General features: G+C 68.7%; 17 protein-coding genes and 1 pseudogene. 7 read left to right on the top strand and 11 right to left on the bottom strand.

What is annotated here, in order from left to right:
* Window positions 1–16: 16 nt before the first annotated feature.
* Together AC1U89_RS18560 and aroC are read left to right on the top strand one after the other, a co-directional pair.
* Entirely contained in the window at window positions 17–1,765 is a 1,749-nt protein-coding gene (locus AC1U89_RS18560) for an aspartyl protease family protein (RefSeq protein ID WP_479901131.1), read from the top strand.
* Window positions 1,766–1,863: 98 nt separating this feature from the next.
* Window positions 1,864–2,988 (top strand): chorismate synthase, encoded by a 1,125-nt coding sequence (gene aroC, locus AC1U89_RS18555; protein ID WP_479901130.1) that lies wholly within the window; start codon window positions 1,864–1,866, stop codon window positions 2,986–2,988.
* A gap of 98 nt (window positions 2,989–3,086) precedes the next feature.
* Here aroC and AC1U89_RS18550 read toward each other — a convergent pair whose 3' ends face one another.
* Window positions 3,087–3,299 carry a hypothetical protein gene (locus tag AC1U89_RS18550; RefSeq protein ID WP_479901129.1) on the bottom strand — a complete coding sequence of 71 codons (213 nt, stop codon included), beginning with the start codon at window positions 3,297–3,299 and terminating at the stop codon, window positions 3,087–3,089.
* A 311-nt stretch (window positions 3,300–3,610) separates the two neighbouring features.
* Between AC1U89_RS18550 and AC1U89_RS18545 the strand changes: the two genes are divergently transcribed.
* From AC1U89_RS18545 to AC1U89_RS18535, 3 genes and pseudogenes are all read left to right on the top strand, one after another.
* Window positions 3,611–4,117, top strand: a complete 507-nt coding sequence (locus tag AC1U89_RS18545; RefSeq protein WP_479901128.1) for a response regulator — start codon at window positions 3,611–3,613, stop codon at window positions 4,115–4,117.
* Window positions 4,118–4,451: 334 nt separating this feature from the next.
* Window positions 4,452–4,697 carry a hypothetical protein gene (locus AC1U89_RS18540; RefSeq protein WP_479901127.1) on the top strand — a complete coding sequence of 82 codons (246 nt, stop codon included), beginning with the start codon at window positions 4,452–4,454 and terminating at the stop codon, window positions 4,695–4,697.
* Window positions 4,698–4,730: 33 nt separating this feature from the next.
* A pseudogene (locus AC1U89_RS18535) lies at window positions 4,731–4,833 on the top strand (hypothetical protein); the annotation flags it as partial.
* A 5-nt stretch (window positions 4,834–4,838) separates the two neighbouring features.
* Here AC1U89_RS18535 and AC1U89_RS18530 read toward each other — a convergent pair.
* The 5 genes from AC1U89_RS18530 to queC all read right to left on the bottom strand — a co-directional run bounded on the left by AC1U89_RS18530 (window position 4,839) and on the right by queC (window position 7,858).
* Window positions 4,839–5,210, bottom strand: coding sequence for a YciI family protein (locus AC1U89_RS18530; protein ID WP_479901126.1), 372 nt, complete (start codon window positions 5,208–5,210; stop codon window positions 4,839–4,841).
* 106 nt (window positions 5,211–5,316) lie between these two features.
* Window positions 5,317–5,940 (bottom strand): hypothetical protein, encoded by a 624-nt coding sequence (locus tag AC1U89_RS18525; protein ID WP_479901125.1) that lies wholly within the window; start codon window positions 5,938–5,940, stop codon window positions 5,317–5,319.
* Window positions 5,941–6,039: 99 nt separating this feature from the next.
* Window positions 6,040–6,405, bottom strand: coding sequence for a 6-pyruvoyl trahydropterin synthase family protein (locus AC1U89_RS18520; protein WP_479901124.1), 366 nt, complete (start codon window positions 6,403–6,405; stop codon window positions 6,040–6,042).
* Window positions 6,406–6,476: 71 nt separating this feature from the next.
* Window positions 6,477–7,109: a 7-carboxy-7-deazaguanine synthase gene (gene queE, locus AC1U89_RS18515; RefSeq protein ID WP_479901123.1), complete on the bottom strand. Its 633-nt coding sequence runs from the start codon at window positions 7,107–7,109 to the stop codon at window positions 6,477–6,479.
* Window positions 7,106–7,858 (bottom strand): 7-cyano-7-deazaguanine synthase QueC, encoded by a 753-nt coding sequence (queC, locus tag AC1U89_RS18510; protein ID WP_479901122.1) that lies wholly within the window; start codon window positions 7,856–7,858, stop codon window positions 7,106–7,108. Before queC ends, queE begins: the two co-directional genes overlap by 4 nt.
* Window positions 7,859–8,394: 536 nt before the next feature.
* Between queC and AC1U89_RS18505 the strand changes: the two genes are divergently transcribed.
* Complete coding sequence (locus AC1U89_RS18505) at window positions 8,395–11,211, top strand: TonB-dependent receptor (protein ID WP_479901121.1); 2,817 nt, start codon at window positions 8,395–8,397, stop codon at window positions 11,209–11,211.
* A gap of 90 nt (window positions 11,212–11,301) precedes the next feature.
* Here the strand turns inward: AC1U89_RS18505 and AC1U89_RS18500 are convergent, their stop codons facing one another.
* Both AC1U89_RS18500 and AC1U89_RS18495 read right to left on the bottom strand, forming a co-directional pair.
* Entirely contained in the window at window positions 11,302–11,742 is a 441-nt protein-coding gene (locus tag AC1U89_RS18500) for a hypothetical protein (protein ID WP_479901120.1), read from the bottom strand.
* A 202-nt stretch (window positions 11,743–11,944) separates the two neighbouring features.
* Window positions 11,945–14,296: an arylsulfatase gene (locus AC1U89_RS18495; RefSeq protein WP_479901119.1), complete on the bottom strand. Its 2,352-nt coding sequence runs from the start codon at window positions 14,294–14,296 to the stop codon at window positions 11,945–11,947.
* 203 nt (window positions 14,297–14,499) lie between these two features.
* Between AC1U89_RS18495 and AC1U89_RS18490 the strand changes: the two genes are divergently transcribed.
* Complete coding sequence (locus tag AC1U89_RS18490; protein WP_479901118.1) at window positions 14,500–16,029, top strand: response regulator; 1,530 nt, start codon at window positions 14,500–14,502, stop codon at window positions 16,027–16,029.
* Here AC1U89_RS18490 and arsC read toward each other — a convergent pair.
* From arsC to AC1U89_RS18475, 3 genes are read right to left on the bottom strand one after another with little or no spacing between them, the layout of a single operon-like run.
* A complete protein-coding gene (arsC, locus tag AC1U89_RS18485; protein WP_479901117.1) occupies window positions 16,026–16,439 on the bottom strand; it encodes an arsenate reductase (glutaredoxin) in 414 nt (137 codons plus the stop codon). The genes AC1U89_RS18490 and arsC overlap by 4 nt on opposite strands.
* The gene (locus AC1U89_RS18480) at window positions 16,436–17,107 is read right to left on the bottom strand and encodes an MIP/aquaporin family protein (RefSeq protein ID WP_479901116.1); all 672 of its coding nucleotides are present in this window, start codon (window positions 17,105–17,107) and stop codon (window positions 16,436–16,438) included. Before AC1U89_RS18480 ends, arsC begins: the two co-directional genes overlap by 4 nt.
* A 2-nt stretch (window positions 17,108–17,109) precedes the next feature.
* Window positions 17,110–17,478: an ArsR/SmtB family transcription factor gene (locus AC1U89_RS18475; RefSeq protein ID WP_479901115.1), complete on the bottom strand. Its 369-nt coding sequence runs from the start codon at window positions 17,476–17,478 to the stop codon at window positions 17,110–17,112.
* Window positions 17,479–17,513 lie beyond the last annotated feature (35 nt).

Below are 17,513 nucleotides of genomic sequence, written 5' to 3'. Positions count from 1 at the left end.
ATTCGGGGGCGTTTCGATGTTTCGACGGGCGTGTCTTCTCGTGCTGCTGGGCGGCCTCATGGCGCCCGCGCCCGTCCTGGCGGCGGCCGACTGCAAGGCCGGCAAGTTCGCCGACATCCCCGTGACCATGATCGGCCGGCGGCCCACCATGACCGCCGGCATCAACGGCCGCACCGACCGCTTCCTGCTCGACAGCGGGGCCTTCCACAGCACCATCTCGGCCGCCAACGCCCAGCAGTTCGGCCTGTCCGTCCGCAGCCTGGGTCCCAATGCGCGCCTGACCGGCGTAGGCGGCGAGACCTCGCTGAGCGCCACCACGGCCAAGGTCTTCACCATCGCCGGCCAGGACGTGCACAACGTCGAATTCGCCGTCGGCGGCGGCGAGACCGGCTTCGCCGGCATCATCGGCCAGAACGTCCTGGGCCTGGAGGACGTCGAGTACGACCTGCCGCACGGCGCCGTCCGGCTGATGAAGATCGAGGGCTGCAAGAACGTCGACCTGGCCTATTGGGCCGTCGAGCGCCCGTACAGCGTCGTCAAGCTGCTGCCCAACGACCACGACAAGCGCAGCATCGGCCAGATCACCGTCAACGGCGTGACGCTGAAGGCGCTGTTCGACACCGGCGCGCCCAGCTCGACGCTGCTGTCGTACGGCGCCCGCCGCCTGGGGCTGAAGCCCGACGACGCCGACGCCGACGGCTTCGCCCACGGCGTGGGCCGCAAGGAGGTCCGGGTGTGGCGCGCGCGCCTGGAGACGATCGACATCGGCGGCGAGATCATCAAGCGCCCCACCCTGTCGATCCTCGACCAGTCGCAGGACTCGTTCGACATGATCATCGGCATGGACTTCTTCCTGAGCCATCGCCTGCTGGTCGATAACCAGCACCACCGCCTCTACATGACCTACGAGGGCGGTCCGGCCTTCGGGCTGGCGCTGAAGGGCGGGGCGGTGGACGGGTCCGGCCAGGCGATCGACCTGACCGACAAGAGCGCCGAGCCCACCGACGCGGCCGGCTTCAGCCAGCGCGGCGCGGTCGCCGCCTCCCGGGGCCAGACCGCGGCCGCCATCGCCGACTTCGACAAGGCCATCGCCCTGGCCCCGACCGAGGCGCGCTACCTGGTTCAGCGGGCCATGGCGCGCCTGGCCCTGTACCAGCCCCAGCTGGCGCTCGCCGACCTGGACAAGGCGCTGACCCTGGATCCGGCCAATATCGACGCCCGCATGACCCGGGCCCAGATGCGCGTGCAGAACCGCTCGCCCAACCTCGCCGAGGACCTGGACGCGGCGGACAAGGCCCTGGCGCCGTCCTCGGACACGCGCCTGCGCCTGGCGCACCTGAACGAGCAGGTCGACCGCCTCGACGCCGCCCTGGCCAATTACGACCTCTGGATCAAGGCCCACCCCGACGACGCCAAGCGGGTCGAGGCCTTCAACGGCCGCTGCTGGACGCGGGCCCTGATGAACCGCGACCTGAACCTGGCCCTGAGCGATTGCGACGCGGCCCTGCGGCTGCGGCCCGGCTCGGCCGAGTATCTGGACAGCCGCGCCCTGGTGCGGCTGCGGCGCGGCGAGCTGGACAAGGCCCTGGCCGACTACGACGCGGCCCTGGCGATCCAACCGCGCAACGCCTGGATGCTGTACATGCGCGCCGTCGCCGAGCGCCGGGCGGGCAACGGCCAGAAGGCCGACGCCGACCACGCCCTGGCCCTGTCGATCAATCCGCGCGTCGCCGAGCGCGCCAAGCGGTACGGCTTGGAGGGCTAGGGGCGGGCCGGCCCCAAAGTCTTCCAGGCATCGGGGCTCCGGGCGGGAGAAACTTGCCGCTTTTGCAGCGCCCGCCCCTTTCCGCTAAACCCGCCCCCATGTCGCACAACACCTTCGGCCACCTGTTCCGCGTCACCACCTGGGGCGAAAGCCACGGGCCCGCCCTGGGCTGCGTGGTCGACGGCGTCCCGCCCGGGATCGCCATCAGCGCCGAGGCCATCCAGGCCTTCCTCGACAAGCGCCGTCCCGGCCAGGGCAAGTTCGTGACCCAGCGCCAGGAGCCGGACGCCGTGCGCATCCTGTCGGGGGTGTTCGAGGACGAGCGCACCGACGGCCTGCGCACCACCGGCACGCCGATCAGCCTGATGATCGAGAACACCGACCAGCGGTCCAAGGACTATGGCGAGATCGCCCAAGCCTTCCGCCCGGGCCACGCCGACTATCCCTATTTCGCCAAGTACGGCGTGCGCGACTATCGCGGCGGCGGGCGCAGCTCGGCGCGCGAGACCGCGGCGCGGGTGGCGGCGGGCGCGGTGGCGCGGCTGGTGATTCCGGGCGTCACCGTGCGCGCGGCCCTGGTGCAGATCGGCCCGCACAAGATCGACCGGAACAACTGGGACTGGGACCAGGTCGAACAGAACCCCTACTGGTCGCCCGACGCGGCGATCATCCCCGTGTGGGAAGAGCACCTGGAGACCATCCGCAAGGCCGGCTCGTCGACCGGCGCCGTCGTCGAGGTCGAGGCTGTGGGCGTGCCGGCCGGCTGGGGCGCGCCGCTGTACGGCAAGCTGGACGCCGAACTGGCCGCGGCCCTGATGTCGATCAACGCCGCCAAGGGCGTGGAGATCGGCGAAGGCTTCGACAGCGCCGCCCTGACCGGCGAGGAGAACGCCGACCAGATGCGGATGGGCAATGACGGCCCGGTGTTCCTGAGCAACCACGCCGGCGGCGTGCTGGGCGGCCTGTCGACCGGCCAGCCGGTGGTGGCGCGCGTGGCCTTCAAGCCGACGTCGTCGATCCTGATCCCGCGCGAGACGGTCAACGAGGCCGGCGCCGAGATCGACCTGCGCACCAAGGGCCGCCACGATCCGTGCGTGGGCATCCGCGGCGTGCCGGTGGTCGAGGCCATGACCGCCTGCGTCCTAGCCGACGCCTTCCTGCGCCATCGCGGCCAGACCGGCGGCGGGGCGTTCGTCCCGGGCGTGGACGGGCGGCGGGGTTAGGAACCGGCTTTCAGATCACCGTCTTTTCGGCCGTCATTCCCGCCACAAGGGCGGGAATGACGACGAGGTTGGGAGACCGTTGTGGGGACTTCGGGCCCCTACCCCTTCTGCGCCTCCGGCCACTCTTCGGGCCGCAGGATCATCGTGGGGCGGAGGAAGGGCGATCGGACCCGGTCGTAGTCTTGCACGTCAAGATCTCGACAGATGATCTCAAGCAATTCGCCGCCCCCGACTTCGGGCGGGGGCCCCTCATGCGTCTGGCGCCAGAGCTCCAAGGCTTCGCGCTTGATGAGTTCGTCGCGGGACGGCATGGGAAACAATATCCTCCACCCCTGAGAACTCTTCGCACCGCGACTCGTTCAAATTTTTTTCGTTGACAAAGGGTAATCAAGCACGACCTGGCGTTAACAATATTCTGAATATCAGCCGCAAGACTCAGGCCCGGACGCCGCGTCGCGATCGACAAAGAACTGAATCGCCGACGCATTTCGGAAACCGATGTTTTCCGGAAAAGCTTGAGCATTCAGGTAAATCACCCATTGACCGATTATTTCGGGCTCGTAACGTCCACACCATAACGACGCGTCGGGGGACGCGTCATTTCGAGCGAGCCGGGGGGCGCGTGCGCTTCGATCTGCTGAAGATCCTTCTGGTCGACGACAATCAGCACATGCGCATGCTGCTGACCGAGATCCTGCGAGCGCTGGGCGTGCGGCAGATCTTCGAGGCGCTGGACGGGGCCGAGGCCCTGCAGCTGATGCGCGACATCGAGATGGACCTGGTCATGACCGACCTGACCATGGGCCCGCTGGACGGCATCGACTTCGTCAACCTGCTGCGCAATTCGCCCGACAGCCCGGGTCCGTTCACCCCGGTCATCATGATCACCGGCCACTCCACGATGCGTCGCGTGGCCGAGGCGCGCGACGCCGGGGTCAACGAGTTCCTGGCCAAGCCGGTGACGGCGCGCGGGGTGATCCACCGCATCAACCTGCTGATCGAGCATCCCCGCCAGTTCATCCGCTGCACCGACTATTTCGGCCCCGACCGCCGCCGCCGCCAGGACCCGGCCTTCACCGGGCCGTACCGCCGCCAGGGCGATCCGGGGGTGGAGGACGTGACGTATTGAGCGGGCCAGCCCTTTTTTACCCTCTCTCTTTGAGAGAGGGAGGGGCCCGCCGCCGCAGGCGGTGGGAGGGTGAGTGGTTTCACCGCCTGCCGGCAAATCCGAGGCGCTCAAGTTCCTGACGGAGTTCAGCCTCCGCCGCCGCACATAGCCAATAGGGCGTCCCCGTCGGAGTCTGGTCCTGAGAGAGTGTAACCACTCACCCTCCCACCGCTTCGCGGCGGGCCCCTCCCTCTCTCAAAGAGAGAGGGATTCCTCCAGCGGCCATCGGACGCGGCGACCCTGGCCTCGCCCCGGGCTAGAAAGCTCGCCCAGTCTCCAGTGAGCTTGCCCCCCCATGCCGCGTTCCGTGTTCCCGCGTCGCCTGCCCCTCGCCCTGACCCTGCTGGCCGTCGCGGTCGCGAGCCAGGGCTGCCTGGCCGTCGCCGCCGGAGGCGCGGTCGTCGGCGCGACCGGGGCCGTGGTCGGGACCACCGCCAAGGTGGCGGTCGGCGCCGGCAAGGCGGTGATCCCCGGCGAAAGCAAGAAGGACCGCGAAAAGCGCGAATTCAAGGAATGGAAGAAGGCCCAGCGGGAGGGTTGATCTAACTCCCTCTCCCATAGGGAGAGGGTCGGGGTGAGGGGTTACGGACTTCGCCGGCGCGCCGGCAGGGCGCGTAACCCCTCACCCTCCCACCGCTTCGCGGCGGGCCCCTCCCTCTCCCTCTGGGAGAGGGATTCAAGCTCACTCCGCCGCGATCGCGCCCGGCAGGTACAGCCGCATCGGCCGCACCTCGTAGGCGCCGCCGGGATTGGCCACGCCCAGTTCGCGGGCGACGGCCAGGGCCTCGTCCATGTCGGCGACGTCCAGCGTGTAGAAGCCCAGGAACTGCTCCTTGGTCTCGGCATAGGGCCCGTCGACCACGAAGGCGGGCTCGGTCTTGACCAGGGTCTTGGCGCTGGTGGTGCCGTTCAGCCGGCCCGACGGACCCATCTTGCCCTCGGCCATCAGCCGGTCGTGGATGACGGCGAGGCGGCCCATGACGGCGTCGTCCTGTTCCTTGGTCCAGCCCAGGACCTCGGTCTCGTTGTTGTAGCAGAGCAGCATGTAGAGCATCGTCGGCCTTCCCCGGCGTCATCGGCGAGGCAGAGATAGGGCACGGGGGCGCGGGTTGGAAGAGCGGCGTTTTCCGACGGCCGGGCGGAGGACCGGGCTTCCAGCGTCAGGCCGGATACGAAACGGTCTGCTCGACCTTGTAGCGCAACAGCCTCAGCTCGCGCCGGGCCTCGTCGACGGCCATGCGGATGGTGGTCACCGCCGAGCTGTTGGCGGGCGCCCGGTCCAGGACCTGGGCCGCCAGGGTGATCGCCGCCAGGCTCTGCCCCACCTCCTCGTAGAGACCCGCCACCACCTCGGCGTGCTCCCGCCGGACCGTCGCCAGCCGGGTCCGGGCCCGGTTGCGCTCGCGCCGCGCGACCAGCAGGGCGGTCAGGTCCTCGTGGGCGATCAGGACCCGGGCCGTCGGATGGCTGATCCTCCTGGCCCGCAGCCGGAAGGTCCGCGCGGCGCAGTGATAGGCCAGGCTGAACCGCTCGGCGCGCCCGCCCAGCAAGGCGGCCAGCCCCCGCTCGGCGCGCCCGGCCGTCCGGTCGCCCCGGGCGGCGGCGTTGCGGCAGACCTCCAGGTAGTTGAAGCCCACATAGTCGGAGGTCGCATCGTTCTGGCGGCCGAACCGCCGCCAGCTGTTGTTGACCTCGATCACCCGGCCGGTCGCGTCCAGCACGGCGACGTGCGCGTTGAGCACGTCGATCCCGTCCCAGGCCCCGGCGGCGTCCCGCCCGTCCATGCCGAAACGCTCCGTTCAAGCTTTGAGGGCTTCAACAAACCATGTTGCGAACGGTTTGCGAATTCGGCCGTTTACGCGGGAGGGCGGGGGGTGAATCCCCTATAGATTCAACGCGCAGCTTTCGCCGATCGTCGGGCGCGACAGCACCACGCGCGACAGGCCCGGGAACTGCGGCTTCAGGCGCTCGGCGAAATAGAGGCAGATGCGCTCCAGCGTCGGGCTTTCCAGGCCGGGGCGGTCGTTGAGCAGGCCGTGGTCCAGCTCCGAGGCGACGGCCTTCAGGGCGACGTCCAGGCTCTCCAGGTCGGCCACCCAGCCGGCGTCCTGAATCTCGCCCTTCACGCTGGCCTCCACCCGGAACGAGTGGCCGTGCAGCTTGCGGTAGCGATGGTCCGTCGGACCTTGCTCGATGTAATGGGCCGCGTCGAAGAACGCAGCCTTCGTGATCTCGAAGACGGGCTTCATCTGTACTTCTTTTGACAGGCCTGGGAGGCTCTAGCGCGTCGACTCTGTCACCAAGTCGAGCGCCTTATCCGTCAGGGCAGGCCGAGATATTTGTGCGTCTGGACGCTTAAACGCCATTGTGGGTGCGAAAGGCAATAGGCGACGGCCAATTGCGTGTTCCTGTCGCGGTCCGGACCGTCCATCGGCTGCAGGTAGAAGCGCTCGAAATCCAGGCCCTCGAAGCGTTCCGGAAGCGCCTTCTCCTGCGGGAAGACCAGCTTGATCTCCTGGCCCTTGGTCTGCACGACGGGGGCGTCGGCCTTGGGGCTGACGCAGACCCAGTCGATCCCCTCCGGCGCCTCGACCGTGCCGTTGGTCTCGACCGCAATCATGAAGCCGCGGGCGTGCAGGGCGGCGATCAGGGCCGCGTCCAGCTGCAGCAGCGGCTCGCCGCCGGTGCAGACCACCAGGCGGTCGCCCGGCCCGCCGGTCCACTGGGCCTCGATCACGTCGACCAGGGCGTCGGGCGTGGCGAACTTGCCGCCGTTCTCGCCGTCGGTCCCGACGAAGTCGGTGTCGCAGAAGGTGCAGACGGCCTTGGCGCGGTCCTGCTCGCGGCCGGTCCACAGGTTGCAGCCGGCGAACCGGCAGAACACCGCCGCCTTGCCCGCCTGGCCGCCCTCGCCCTGCAGGGTGAGGAAGATCTCTTTGACGGAGTAGGTCACGCGGACAGGACCTCGCGCCCCGCCCCGTCCCAGTCCTCGTACCCCTTCTGGCGCAGGTCGCAGGCCGGGCATTCGCCGCAGCCGTGGCCCCAGGCGTGCAGCTCGCCGCGGTCGCCTTGGTAGCAGGTGTGGCTCTCGACCACGATCAGGTCGACCAGGTCCTCGCCGCCCAGGGTCTTGGCCAGGGCCCAGGTCTCGGCCTTGGTCAGCTTCATCAGCGGGGTCTCGATGACGAAGTCGCGGTCCATGCCCAGGTTCAGGGCCTGCTGCATGGCGTCCAGGGTGTCGCGGCGGCAGTCGGGATAGCCCGAGAAGTCGGTCTCGCACATGCCGCCGACCAGCGCCCCCAGGCCCCGGCGGTCGGCCAGGGCGGCGGCGTAGATCAGGAACACCAGGTTGCGCCCAGGCACGAAGGTGGACGGCAGGCCGCGCTCGGTCATCTCGATGGCGACGTCGGCGGTCAGGGCCGACTGGGCCACGGCGCCGAAGCCGGTCAGGTCCAGCACGTGGTCTTCGCCCAGGCGCTGCGCCCAATGCGGGAAGCGCTGGGCCATCTGGGCGCGCACGGCCTGGCGGGCCTGCATCTCGATCACGTGGCGCTGGCCGTAGTCGAAGCCGACGGTCTCGACCCGGGCGTAGCGCTCCAGGGCCCAGGCCAGGCAGACGCTGGAATCCTGGCCGCCGGAGAACAGCACCAGGGCGGCCTCCGCGCGGGACGCGCCGGCCGGGGATTGGGGGGAGGTGGACATCGCGCCTCTCTACACGAGGCGCGGGCGGTTGGCACGCCTGAGAAGGGACGGACGGGCACGGCAAGACCTTGCCGGCTTTCCGGCGTTTGCGCCGCTCGCATGCCCTGAGGACGGGGTCCACTGGTGTGGGCCTCCCGCATCAGACTGAAACATTTGTTTCGAACGCTGATATTTGGGCTGTACCTTCGGCGCGAATGCGACACTATGGGCCAAGCGCGTCGGTAAGCCGCGTCAAGGTTTCCTGGCCTGAAGCCACGACTGACGTTACGTCAGCCGCCGGACCGACTTTTCTAAAAACCGCGAAAACTTCGATACCCGAAGGTTAATGTGACCCTGGGTAAAGTGAAAACGCGTAACCTATCAATGATTACTTAGCCTATGGCCGGTTGACAGCCTCAAACGCCAAGTATGCAATCCCCTTATGCTGCGAGGGGTCCGCCGTACACCCGCGTAGTGCTTAAAAGTACGGCGCCGAGGAAACAACAGACGTCCGCAGGCCCGCCATAAGGAGCCGCGACGTCCAGGGAGGGAATAGAATGTCGCGATCTCTGCGTATGCGGAGCCTGCTGGCCATGGGCGCGTCCGTGACCGTGCTGGCCGCCGTCGCCGCTCCGGCCTTTGCTCAGACCACTCCGGCCCCGGCCGCCCAGCAAGGCGGCGGCAACGTGCTCGAGGAACTGGTCGTCACCGCCCAGAAGAAGGAAGAAGCGCTGCAGGACGTGCCGATCGCGGTGTCGGCCTTCAGCCAGGACAGCCTGCAGGCCCAGAAGATCGACGGCGGTCCGAACCTGCAACAGGCGATCCCGAACGTCACCTTCGCCAAGGGCAACTTCACCAACAGCTTCAACTTCGCGATCCGCGGCATCGGCAACAAGGCCGTCGGCGTCTCGACCGACGCCGGCGTCGGCGTCCACCTGAACAACGCCCCGATGCAGTCGGGCAACCTGTTCGACGCCGAGTTCTTCGACGTGGAGCGCGTCGAAGTGCTGCGCGGCCCGCAAGGCACGCTGTACGGCCGCAACGCCACCGGCGGCCTGGTCAACGTCATCACCGCCAAGCCGACCGACACCTTCGAGGCCGAGATCACCGGCGAGGTGGGCAACTACAGCACCCAGAAGCTGCGCGGCATGATCAACATGCCGATCGCCGGCGACAAGCTGGCCATCCGCGTGGCCGGCAACTACCTCAAGCGCGACGGCTACGTCACCAACACCTACAACAACCACAAGGTCGACGACCGCGACCTGTACTCGACCCGCGTCTCGGTGATGTTCAATCCCATCGAGACCCTGCGCACCAACTTCATGTGGGAGCACTTCAAGGAAGACGACAGCCGCGCCCGCGTCGGCAAGCAGCTCTGCACCAAGGACCTGGGCCCGGCGACCATCGGCGGCGTGGCCACCGGTTCGGCCCGTCCGTTCCTGACCCAGGGCTGTCTGCCCGCCTCGCTGTACGGCGACAGCGCCTACGGCACGGTCAACACCTCGGGCACCCTGACGGGCGAGCTGGGTAACCTGGTCGGCTTCACCAGCGGCGACGCCAACCTCGGCGACACCACCAGCCGGAACCTGCGCGAGATCGAGACGCTGTTCGACCCGATCTACCAGTCCAAGTCCGACACCTTCCAGTTCAACCTGGAATACGACCTCACCGACCAGCTGACGCTGACGTCCTTGACCTCGTACAGCAAGGGCGACGTCTATACGAAGCTGGACTACAATCGGAACGTCTCGACGGTTCCGTTCAACAACACGCCCTTCACGCCGGGCGGCTTCTTCGCCGACCCGCAGGTGGGCACCACCAACAAGTTMACCACGCTGGACGTGTCCTCGGGCAACGCCAAGCAGTGGAGCCAGGAAATCCGTCTGCAGTCGAACTTCGACGGCCCGCTGAACTTCAACGTCGGCGGCATCTATTTCGACTACAAGACCACCACCGACTACTACGTGATCGGCAACTCGCTGACCATTTCGGCCCTGGCGCTGAACTTCCAGAACACCGGCAACCCGAACTGCAGCCCGGTCACCCTGCCCAACAGCTGCATCGGCATCGACACCAACGCCACGCCGGACGGCAGCGGCCACAACTACTATGACAACCGCTCGCCCTATCATCTGAAGTCGAACGCCATCTTCGGCGAGCTGTACTGGCAGGCCAACGAGAAGCTGAAGTTCACCCTGGGCCTGCGCCGCACGCACGACGACAAGCGCCTGGACGTCTACGACACCGTGCTGCTGGCGCCGGGCATCGGCCTCAAGCAGAGCACCACCAACCCGCAGGAGAAGTCGGTCTTCAACGAGCTGACCGGCCGCTTCGGCTTCGACTACAAGCTCAGCGACGACAACCTGCTCTATGCCTTCTACTCGAAGGGCTACAAGGGCGGCGGCTCGAACCCGCCGGCGGCGGTCGGCTCGGCGGTCAAGCCGACGTTCGCGCCGGAATTCGTCAACGCCTTCGAAGTGGGGTCGAAGAACACCCTGCTGGGCGGCAGCCTGCAGCTGAACGCCACCGGCTTCTACTACGACTACCAGGGCTACCAGATCTCCAAGATCGTCAGCCGCACCTCGGTCAACGAGAACATCGACGCCACGGTCTACGGCCTGGAGCTGGAGTCGGTCTGGTCGCCGGTCCACAACCTGCGCATCAACGCCAACCTCGGCTATCTGCACACCAAGATCGCCGACGGCGTGTCGTCGATCGACACCATGGACCGCACCCAGACCAACCCGCTGTACCAGGTGGTCAAGGCCGGCCCCAGCATCCCGGGCGTGGCCGTCGGCTCCAACTGCGTGGTGGCCAGCGCGGGCATCGCCACGGCCCTGACCGTCAACCCGGCCCTGGGCGCCACCGTGCCCTTCGCCTGCGGCGGCAAGGCCTTCTACACCGCCTTCCTGCAGAGCCGCGGCGTGCCGCTGGTCTTCGCGAACGCGATCAGCAACGCGATGTTCAACTACGGCTCGGGCTACTCGATCGAGGGCAAGGCCGCGGACCTGTCGGGCAACGAGCTGCCCAACTCGCCGCATTGGACCGCCTCGGTCGGCGCCCAGTACACCTGGGACTTCTCGGGCGGCTGGTCGGCCACCCTGCGTGGCGACTACTACTACCAGGGCGAACAGTACGCCCGGGTCTACAACACCGCCTACGACCGCCTGAAGTCGTGGGAGAACGCCAACGTCACGCTGAAGATCGAGAAGCCGGAGTGGGGCTTCCGCATCGACGCCTACGTCAAGAACATCGGCAACGACACGCCGATCACCGACGCCTACACCACCGACGACAGCTCGGGCCTGTTCACCAACCTGATCACGCTGGAGCCCCGCACCTACGGCGTGGCCCTGACCAAGCGGTTCTAGGCCGAACGTCGAAGACACCGCTCCCGGGGCGACCCGGGAGCCCCCTACGAAGGGCGGCGGGGCGATCCGCCGCCCTTTTTGTCGCCTGGATCAGTCCTGCGGGCAGAGGAAACTGGCGGTGACGTTGCTGAGCGGGCCCGGCCACTCGCCGAACTTGATGGCCCCGCTGTAGCTGTAGAGCGGCGAGGCCGGGAAGCAGAGGTTCATGTTGAACGGCAGCAGGTCGCCCACGCCGCTGGCGATGACGGTCAGCGGGAAGCCGATCAGCGGGGCGTTGTCATAGATGAACAGCACGCCGGTGAACGGCGAGATGACCGGCGCGGCCGGGTTGGGGAACTCCAGCGTGCCGCTCACCGGCACCACCTCGCATCGCGCCGTCGAGGCCTGGGCCGGGTCCCCCGTCGCCGCCTTGGCGGCCAGGTCGTCGGGCACGACCAGGGTCAGGTCGTATTCGAAGCCGACCTGCTCATCGGGACCGGCCATGATCTCGGGCTGGTAGACCGTCAGCTTCAGCTTGGTGGATTGCGGCATCGGTTGGTCCTCGATCCGGGGTTCAGGCAAGCGACCGCGTAACGCGGCCACGCCCGATGGTGGCGTCGAGACCATGACACCCGTATGAAGGGAATTTCGTCGAGCGCTCCACGCCGGGTTTCGCGCGACGCCCGCCATCCTGCCGAAAGAACAGGCGGCCCGCGTCGCCGCGTGACCGCCTGAAGTCGGGGGAGACCGGGGACTATTCGTGGCTGTCGGCGAAGGCGGTGTGCATGCGGTGCAGCTTGGCCTCGTCCTCGGGCGACAGGTCGCGCGGGCCCAGCACGACGTCGACGCGCAGCACCTTGCCGGTGAAACGGAACGGGGTCTTGTAGCTCTTGCCCACCGGCGAGCCGGTGTCGGAGCCCACCCCGAAGGTGTCGATGCCGAAGCGGCCGGCGACGGTGTTCTCGATCCGCGCCCGCCCGACCTCCTTGCCGTCGATGCCGATCACCGCCTCGCCGCCCTTGCCCAGGCCGCCGCCGTCATAGGCGAACTCCATCGAGACCGTGCTGCGGCCGGGCGGGACGGGAATGGCGGAGACCAGGTCCGTGCGCTCCCGCTCGAACCAGTTGTAGTGATAGACCAGCTTGCCGTCCTGGACGTAAAGGGCGTAGCCGGCCGAGGCGCCGCCGGCCGCCAGGATGATCCCCTCCCCGCCCTTTTCCGGCATCTCGATCTCGGCGGTGATCCGGTGCGAACGGTTCTTGGTGTTGGGCGAGGCCGTCTCGGCCAGGCGCGAGGCCCCGGCGTAGTAGGTGAAGTGGGTGCGGTTCGGGTCCGCCCCGCCCGGCGACGGCTTGGGCGTGGCCAGTCGCCCCGAGCCGCGATCGTCGAACGGATAGACGTTGTTCTTGCGGGCCTCCTCGTCGAACACCGCCTTCAGCTCGGCCAGCTTGTCGGGATGGACGGCGGCCAGGTCCTTGGCTTCCGAGAAGTCCTCGTCCAGGTGGTAGAGCTCCCAGCGGTCGTTCTCCCAGTGGCCGGGGGCCAGGTCCTGGCGCCACGGCAGGGTGTGCTGGGCGCAGGCGATCCAGCCCTTGTCGTAGATCGCCCGGTTGGTGAAGACCTCGAAATATTGGCGCTCGCGCACCGGCCGGGCCTTGGGATCGGCGAAGGTCGAGGTGATCGGCACCCCGTCCAGGGGCTTCTGCTCGACGCCGTCGACGAAGGCCGGCGCGGGGATGCCGGCCACGTCCAGGATGGTGGGCATGATGTCGATCAGGTGGGTGAACTGGTCGCGCACCCCGCCGTGGTCGGTGATCCTGGCCGGCCAGGCCGCGACCATCGGATTGCGCGAACCGCCCAGGTGCGAGGCCACCTGCTTGACCCACTGGAACGGCGCGTTGCCGGCCCAGGCCCAGCCCAGGGGATAGTGCGGCTCGGTCTCGGGGCCGCCGATCTCGTCCAGCTTGGCCAGGTTGTCCTCGAGCTTGGAGGGTATCCCGTTGAGATTCATGATCTCGTTGACCGTGCCGGTGAAGCCGCCCTCCGAGCTCGCGCCGTTGTCGCCCACGATGTAGAGGATCAGGGTGTTGTCGGCGTCCGGCAGGGCCTCGACCGCCTCGATCAGCCGGCCGCATTCGCTGTCGGCATAGGCCAGATAGCCGGCGAAGTTTTCCATGAACCGGGCGTACAGCTTGTGCTCGTCGGCCGAGAGGCTGTCCCAGGGTTTCACCCAGTCGGGACGCGGGGTCAGCTGGGTGTCGGGCGGGATCACCCCGGCCTCCAGCTGCCGGCGATAGGTGGCCTCGCGCACCGCGTCCCACCCGGCGTCGAACTGGCCGGCGAACTTCTCGCGCCAGGCCTTGGGCGCATGGTGCGGGGCGTGGGCGGCGCCGGGGGCGAAATAGAGGAAGACCGGCTTCTGCGGGGCCACGGCCTTGCTGTAGCGCATCCAGTTGATGGCCCGGTCGGTCATGTCCTCCATGAAGTGGTAGCCCTCTTCGGGCGACTTGTGGGGTTCGACCGCGACGGTGTTCTCGAACAGCACCGGATAGTACTGGTGCGTCTCGCCGCCGATGAAGCCGTAGAAATAGTCGAAGCCCAGGCCCGTGGGCCAGCGGTCGAAGGGTCCGGCGACGCTGCTCTCCCAGTCGGGCGTGTTGTGGTTCTTGCCGAACCACGAGGTGGCGTAGCCGTTGCCGCGCAGCACCGAGGCGACCGTCGCCGTGCTCTTGGGGATCATGTTGTTGTAGCTGGGGAAACCCGTCGCCCATTCCGACAGGAAGCCCACGCCGCAGTTGTGGTGGTTGCGGCCGGTGATCAGGGCCGCGCGCGACGGCCCGCAGATCGCCGTGGTGTGGAAGCGGTTGTAGCGCAGGCCGCGCGCCGCCAGCTTGTCCAGGGCCGGGGTCGGCACCGGCCCGCCGAAGGTGCTGACCTGGCCGAAGCCCACGTCGTCCAGCAGGATGACGATGACGTTGGGCGCGCCCTCGGGCGGCTTGGGCACCTTGGGCCAGTCCTCCTTGGAGTCGAGATAGGTCTGGCCGATCACCCCCTGGAAGGGCGGCTCGGGAAGGGGCAGACGCGAGCGGTMGGCGTCGTCGGCCATGGCGGGCTCCTGGGACGCTGTCGAACTCGCCGGCGAGCTAGCCAGCGCGGCGCCCCGCTCGCCATGGGGTGAAGTCCCTAGCGCGATCGACGCGTGTCCCGGTTTTCCGCCCGCCTCAAATCCCCAAAAACTCTGACCATTTACGACTCCGCAACGCCAACAGGCGAAGGTGAGGTCCCAAAGACGTTCCGCCAAACGGCCGCATGGACACGCTCGCCCGCCTTATCGACCGCCGAGCCCCGATCGACCCCGCGACCCCGTGCGTCGAGGTCGTGGCGATGCTCCACGCCGATCCACGCGCCGCCGCCATCCCGGTCGTGGCGGACGGCAAGCCCGTGGGCCTGGTCTATCGCGACGTGTTCCTGGGCCAGATGGCCGTCGCCCCCGCCCTGGCCGACCGTCCCGTTTCAGAGGTCATGGACCGCGAGCCGCGCGCCGTCGCCGCCGGCGTGACCGCCGCCGACTTCGTCGACCGCCTGGCCCAGAGCGTCACCCCGATCTTCCGCAGCGCCTATGTCGCCGTCGACGAGGCCGGCGACTATGTCGGCGTCGGCGGGCTGGACTCGCTGCTCACCTCCCACCGCCGCCGCCAGCGCGAGGCCGACGAGGCCATGGCCCTGGTCGAGCGCATGGCCCACGACATCGGCCATCACCTGGACGGCGTCCTGGCCTTCACCGAGCGGCTGGAGCAGTCGCGCCTGACGCCCGACGCCGCCGCCTATGTCCGCGCCATCGGCGACACCAGCCGCGACATGAGCCAGGTGCTGGGCCGGGCGATGGACCTGCGCCGCGCCGCGACCGGCGGCCTGACCCTGTCGCCCGCCCCCGCCCTGCTGCGCGACCTCAGCGACGCCGTCGAGGCCCGCTGGGCGCCGCGCGCCGCCGAGGGCGGCTCGACCCTGCTGTTCTCCTATGACGGCCCGCCCGACGCCGCAGCCCTGATCGACGCCGACCGCGTGCTGCAGGTGTTCGACGCCCTGATCGAGAGCGCCCTGGCCAGCGGCCGCGGCGTCATCGAGGCCAGCCTCAAGGCCCATCCCGTCGAGAACGGCCTGCTGCTGGAAGGCCGCGTGCGCGACAACGCCCCCGGCGCGGCCGAGACCCGCCTGGCGCGCGTCCTGGCCCCGCTGGGCGCGGGCAGCATCGAGGACAGCAACGAGCTGGCCCTGGGCGTGGGCATGGCCCTGGCCCACGGCCTGACCCGCGCCATGGGCGGCCCGCTGCGGGCCGAGGCCAACATGGGCGCCGGCCTGACCCTGCAGTTCGCCGTGGCCGTCCCGGAAGCGACCCTCGCCGACCAGCACGACGACGAGCCGGTGCTGGACGCCCGCTCGGCCCACATCCTGATCGTCGACGACAACGCCACCAACCGCATGGTCGCCGAGGCGCTGTGCGAGATGTTCGACTGCACGTCCGAACAGGTGGCCGACGGCGTCGAGGCCGTCGAGGCCGCCAAGTCGGGCCGCTTCGACCTGATCCTGATGGACATCAAGATGCCGCGCATGGACGGCGTCACCGCCACCCGCGCCATCCGCGAACTGCCCGGCCGGGCCGGCCAGGCGCCGATCGTCGCCCTGACCGCCAACGCCGATCCCAATGACGTGGCCACCTACATCGCCGCCGGCATGCAGGACGTGGTCGAAAAGCCCATCAAGCCCGAACGCCTGGCCGTGGTGCTGTCGGCCCTGCTGGGCGACGAGGACGAAGACGGCGACGCCGAGGCGGCGGCCTAGAGCTTCACGACCTCGCCGTCCTCCTTGGTGAAGCTCTCGGGCCTGCGGTCCAGCAGGTCCAGCACGACCTCCGACGGCCGGCACAGCTTCACCCCCTTCGGCGTCACGACGATGGGCCGGTTCACCAGGATCGGATGCTCGACCATGGCGTCCAGGAGGCGCGCCTCGGTCACGCCCTCGGCCAGCAGCCCCAGCTCATCCGCCGGCGTCCCCTTCTCCCGCATCAGCTGACGGACCGTCAGGCCGGCCCTGTCCGCCAGGTCGCGGAGCTGGTCGTGGGTCCAGCCGGCCTGGAGGTATTCGACCACCTGGGGCGCATAGCCGGCCGCCTGGACCATGGCGACGGTGTTGCGCGAGGTCCCGCAGGCCGGGTTGTGGAAGATGACGATGGGGAAGTCGGCGTCGGTCATGKGGTGGTTTCCGGCTTGAGGAGCCAGCCGAAGACGCCCGCCGCGAGCAGGGCGCCGACGAACTGGGCGAGGATGAAGGCGGGGGCGCTGGACGGCGCGATCCCGGCGAAGGTGTCCGACAGGCTTCGGGCCAGGGTCACCGCCGGGTTGGCGAACGAGGTCGAGGCGGTGAACCAGTAGGCGGCGGTGATGTAGAGGCCGACGGCCATGGCCGTGCTCTCGGGCCGGAACCGCGCCGTGCCGAGGATGGCGGCGACGAGGCCGAAGGTCGCCACGACCTCGGCGAAAGCTTGGGCGCCGCCGTCGCGCAGCTTGGTCGAGACCTGCAGGATCGGCTCGCCGAACATGGCGTGGGCCGCCCAGACGCCCAGCACCGCGCCGGCGACCTGGGCCGGCGTATAGGCCAGGGCCAGGCGCCACGGCAGGTCCCGCCGCAGGGCCGCCACCAGGGTCACCGCCGGGTTGAAGTGGGCGCCGGAGATCGGTCCGAACACCCAGATCAGCACCACCAGCGCCGCGCCGGTGGCCAGGGTGTTGCCCAGCAGGGCGATGGCGACGTTCCCGCCGGCCAGGCGCTGGCCCATGATCCCCGAGCCGATCACCACCGCCAGCAGCAGGGCCGAGCCGAGGCCTTCGGCGACCAGGCGACGCGAGACGCTGAACCGCATGGCTAGCAACTGGCCCCGGGCGCGCAGGCCGGGCCGCAATCCTTCACCCGGGCGAGGATCGAGCCCAGCGGCGCGCAGATCTCCGGCGCGCCGTTGCAGCAGTCCTCCATCAGGAAGCCCAGCAGGCCGCTCATGGCGCCGTAGTCCGCCGAATAGATGATCGACCGCCCCTCGCGCCGCGAGATGATCAGGCCCGCGTGCGACAGGACGTTGAGATTGGCCGACAGGCTGTTGGGCAGGACGTCCAGCGTCCGGGCGATGTCGCCCGCCGCGATCCCGTCGGGACCGGCCTTCACCAGCAGGCGGAAGATCGCCAGGCGCCCCTCGTGGCCGAGGGCGGACAGCATGTTGACAGCGGGCTTCGATTCCATATTTCCAATATGCTGGAAATATCTGACAGTTCAAG

The sequence above is a fragment of the Caulobacter sp. 05T431 genome (genome assembly GCF_056665975.1).
This window is presented reverse-complemented; position numbering and strand designations above follow the sequence as displayed.

Bases quoted from the DNA above. Each gene is read 5' to 3' on its own strand.
- AC1U89_RS18560 (WP_479901131.1), top strand. From the start codon at position 17: ATGTTTCGACGGGCGTGTCTTCTCGTGCTGCTGGGCGGCCTCATGGCG.
- aroC (WP_479901130.1), top strand. From the start codon at position 1,864: ATGTCGCACAACACCTTCGGCCACCTGTTCCGCGTCACCACCTGGGGC.
- AC1U89_RS18550 (WP_479901129.1), bottom strand. From the start codon at position 3,299: ATGCCGTCCCGCGACGAACTCATCAAGCGCGAAGCCTTGGAGCTCTGG.
- AC1U89_RS18540 (WP_479901127.1), top strand. From the start codon at position 4,452: ATGCCGCGTTCCGTGTTCCCGCGTCGCCTGCCCCTCGCCCTGACCCTG.
- AC1U89_RS18530 (WP_479901126.1), bottom strand. From the start codon at position 5,210: ATGCTCTACATGCTGCTCTGCTACAACAACGAGACCGAGGTCCTGGGC.
- AC1U89_RS18525 (WP_479901125.1), bottom strand. From the start codon at position 5,940: ATGGACGGGCGGGACGCCGCCGGGGCCTGGGACGGGATCGACGTGCTC.
- AC1U89_RS18520 (WP_479901124.1), bottom strand. From the start codon at position 6,405: ATGAAGCCCGTCTTCGAGATCACGAAGGCTGCGTTCTTCGACGCGGCC.
- queC (WP_479901122.1), bottom strand. From the start codon at position 7,858: ATGTCCACCTCCCCCCAATCCCCGGCCGGCGCGTCCCGCGCGGAGGCC.
- AC1U89_RS18500 (WP_479901120.1), bottom strand. From the start codon at position 11,742: ATGCCGCAATCCACCAAGCTGAAGCTGACGGTCTACCAGCCCGAGATC.
- AC1U89_RS18490 (WP_479901118.1), top strand. From the start codon at position 14,500: ATGGACACGCTCGCCCGCCTTATCGACCGCCGAGCCCCGATCGACCCC.
- arsC (WP_479901117.1), bottom strand. From the start codon at position 16,439: ATGACCGACGCCGACTTCCCCATCGTCATCTTCCACAACCCGGCCTGC.
- AC1U89_RS18475 (WP_479901115.1), bottom strand. From the start codon at position 17,478: ATGGAATCGAAGCCCGCTGTCAACATGCTGTCCGCCCTCGGCCACGAG.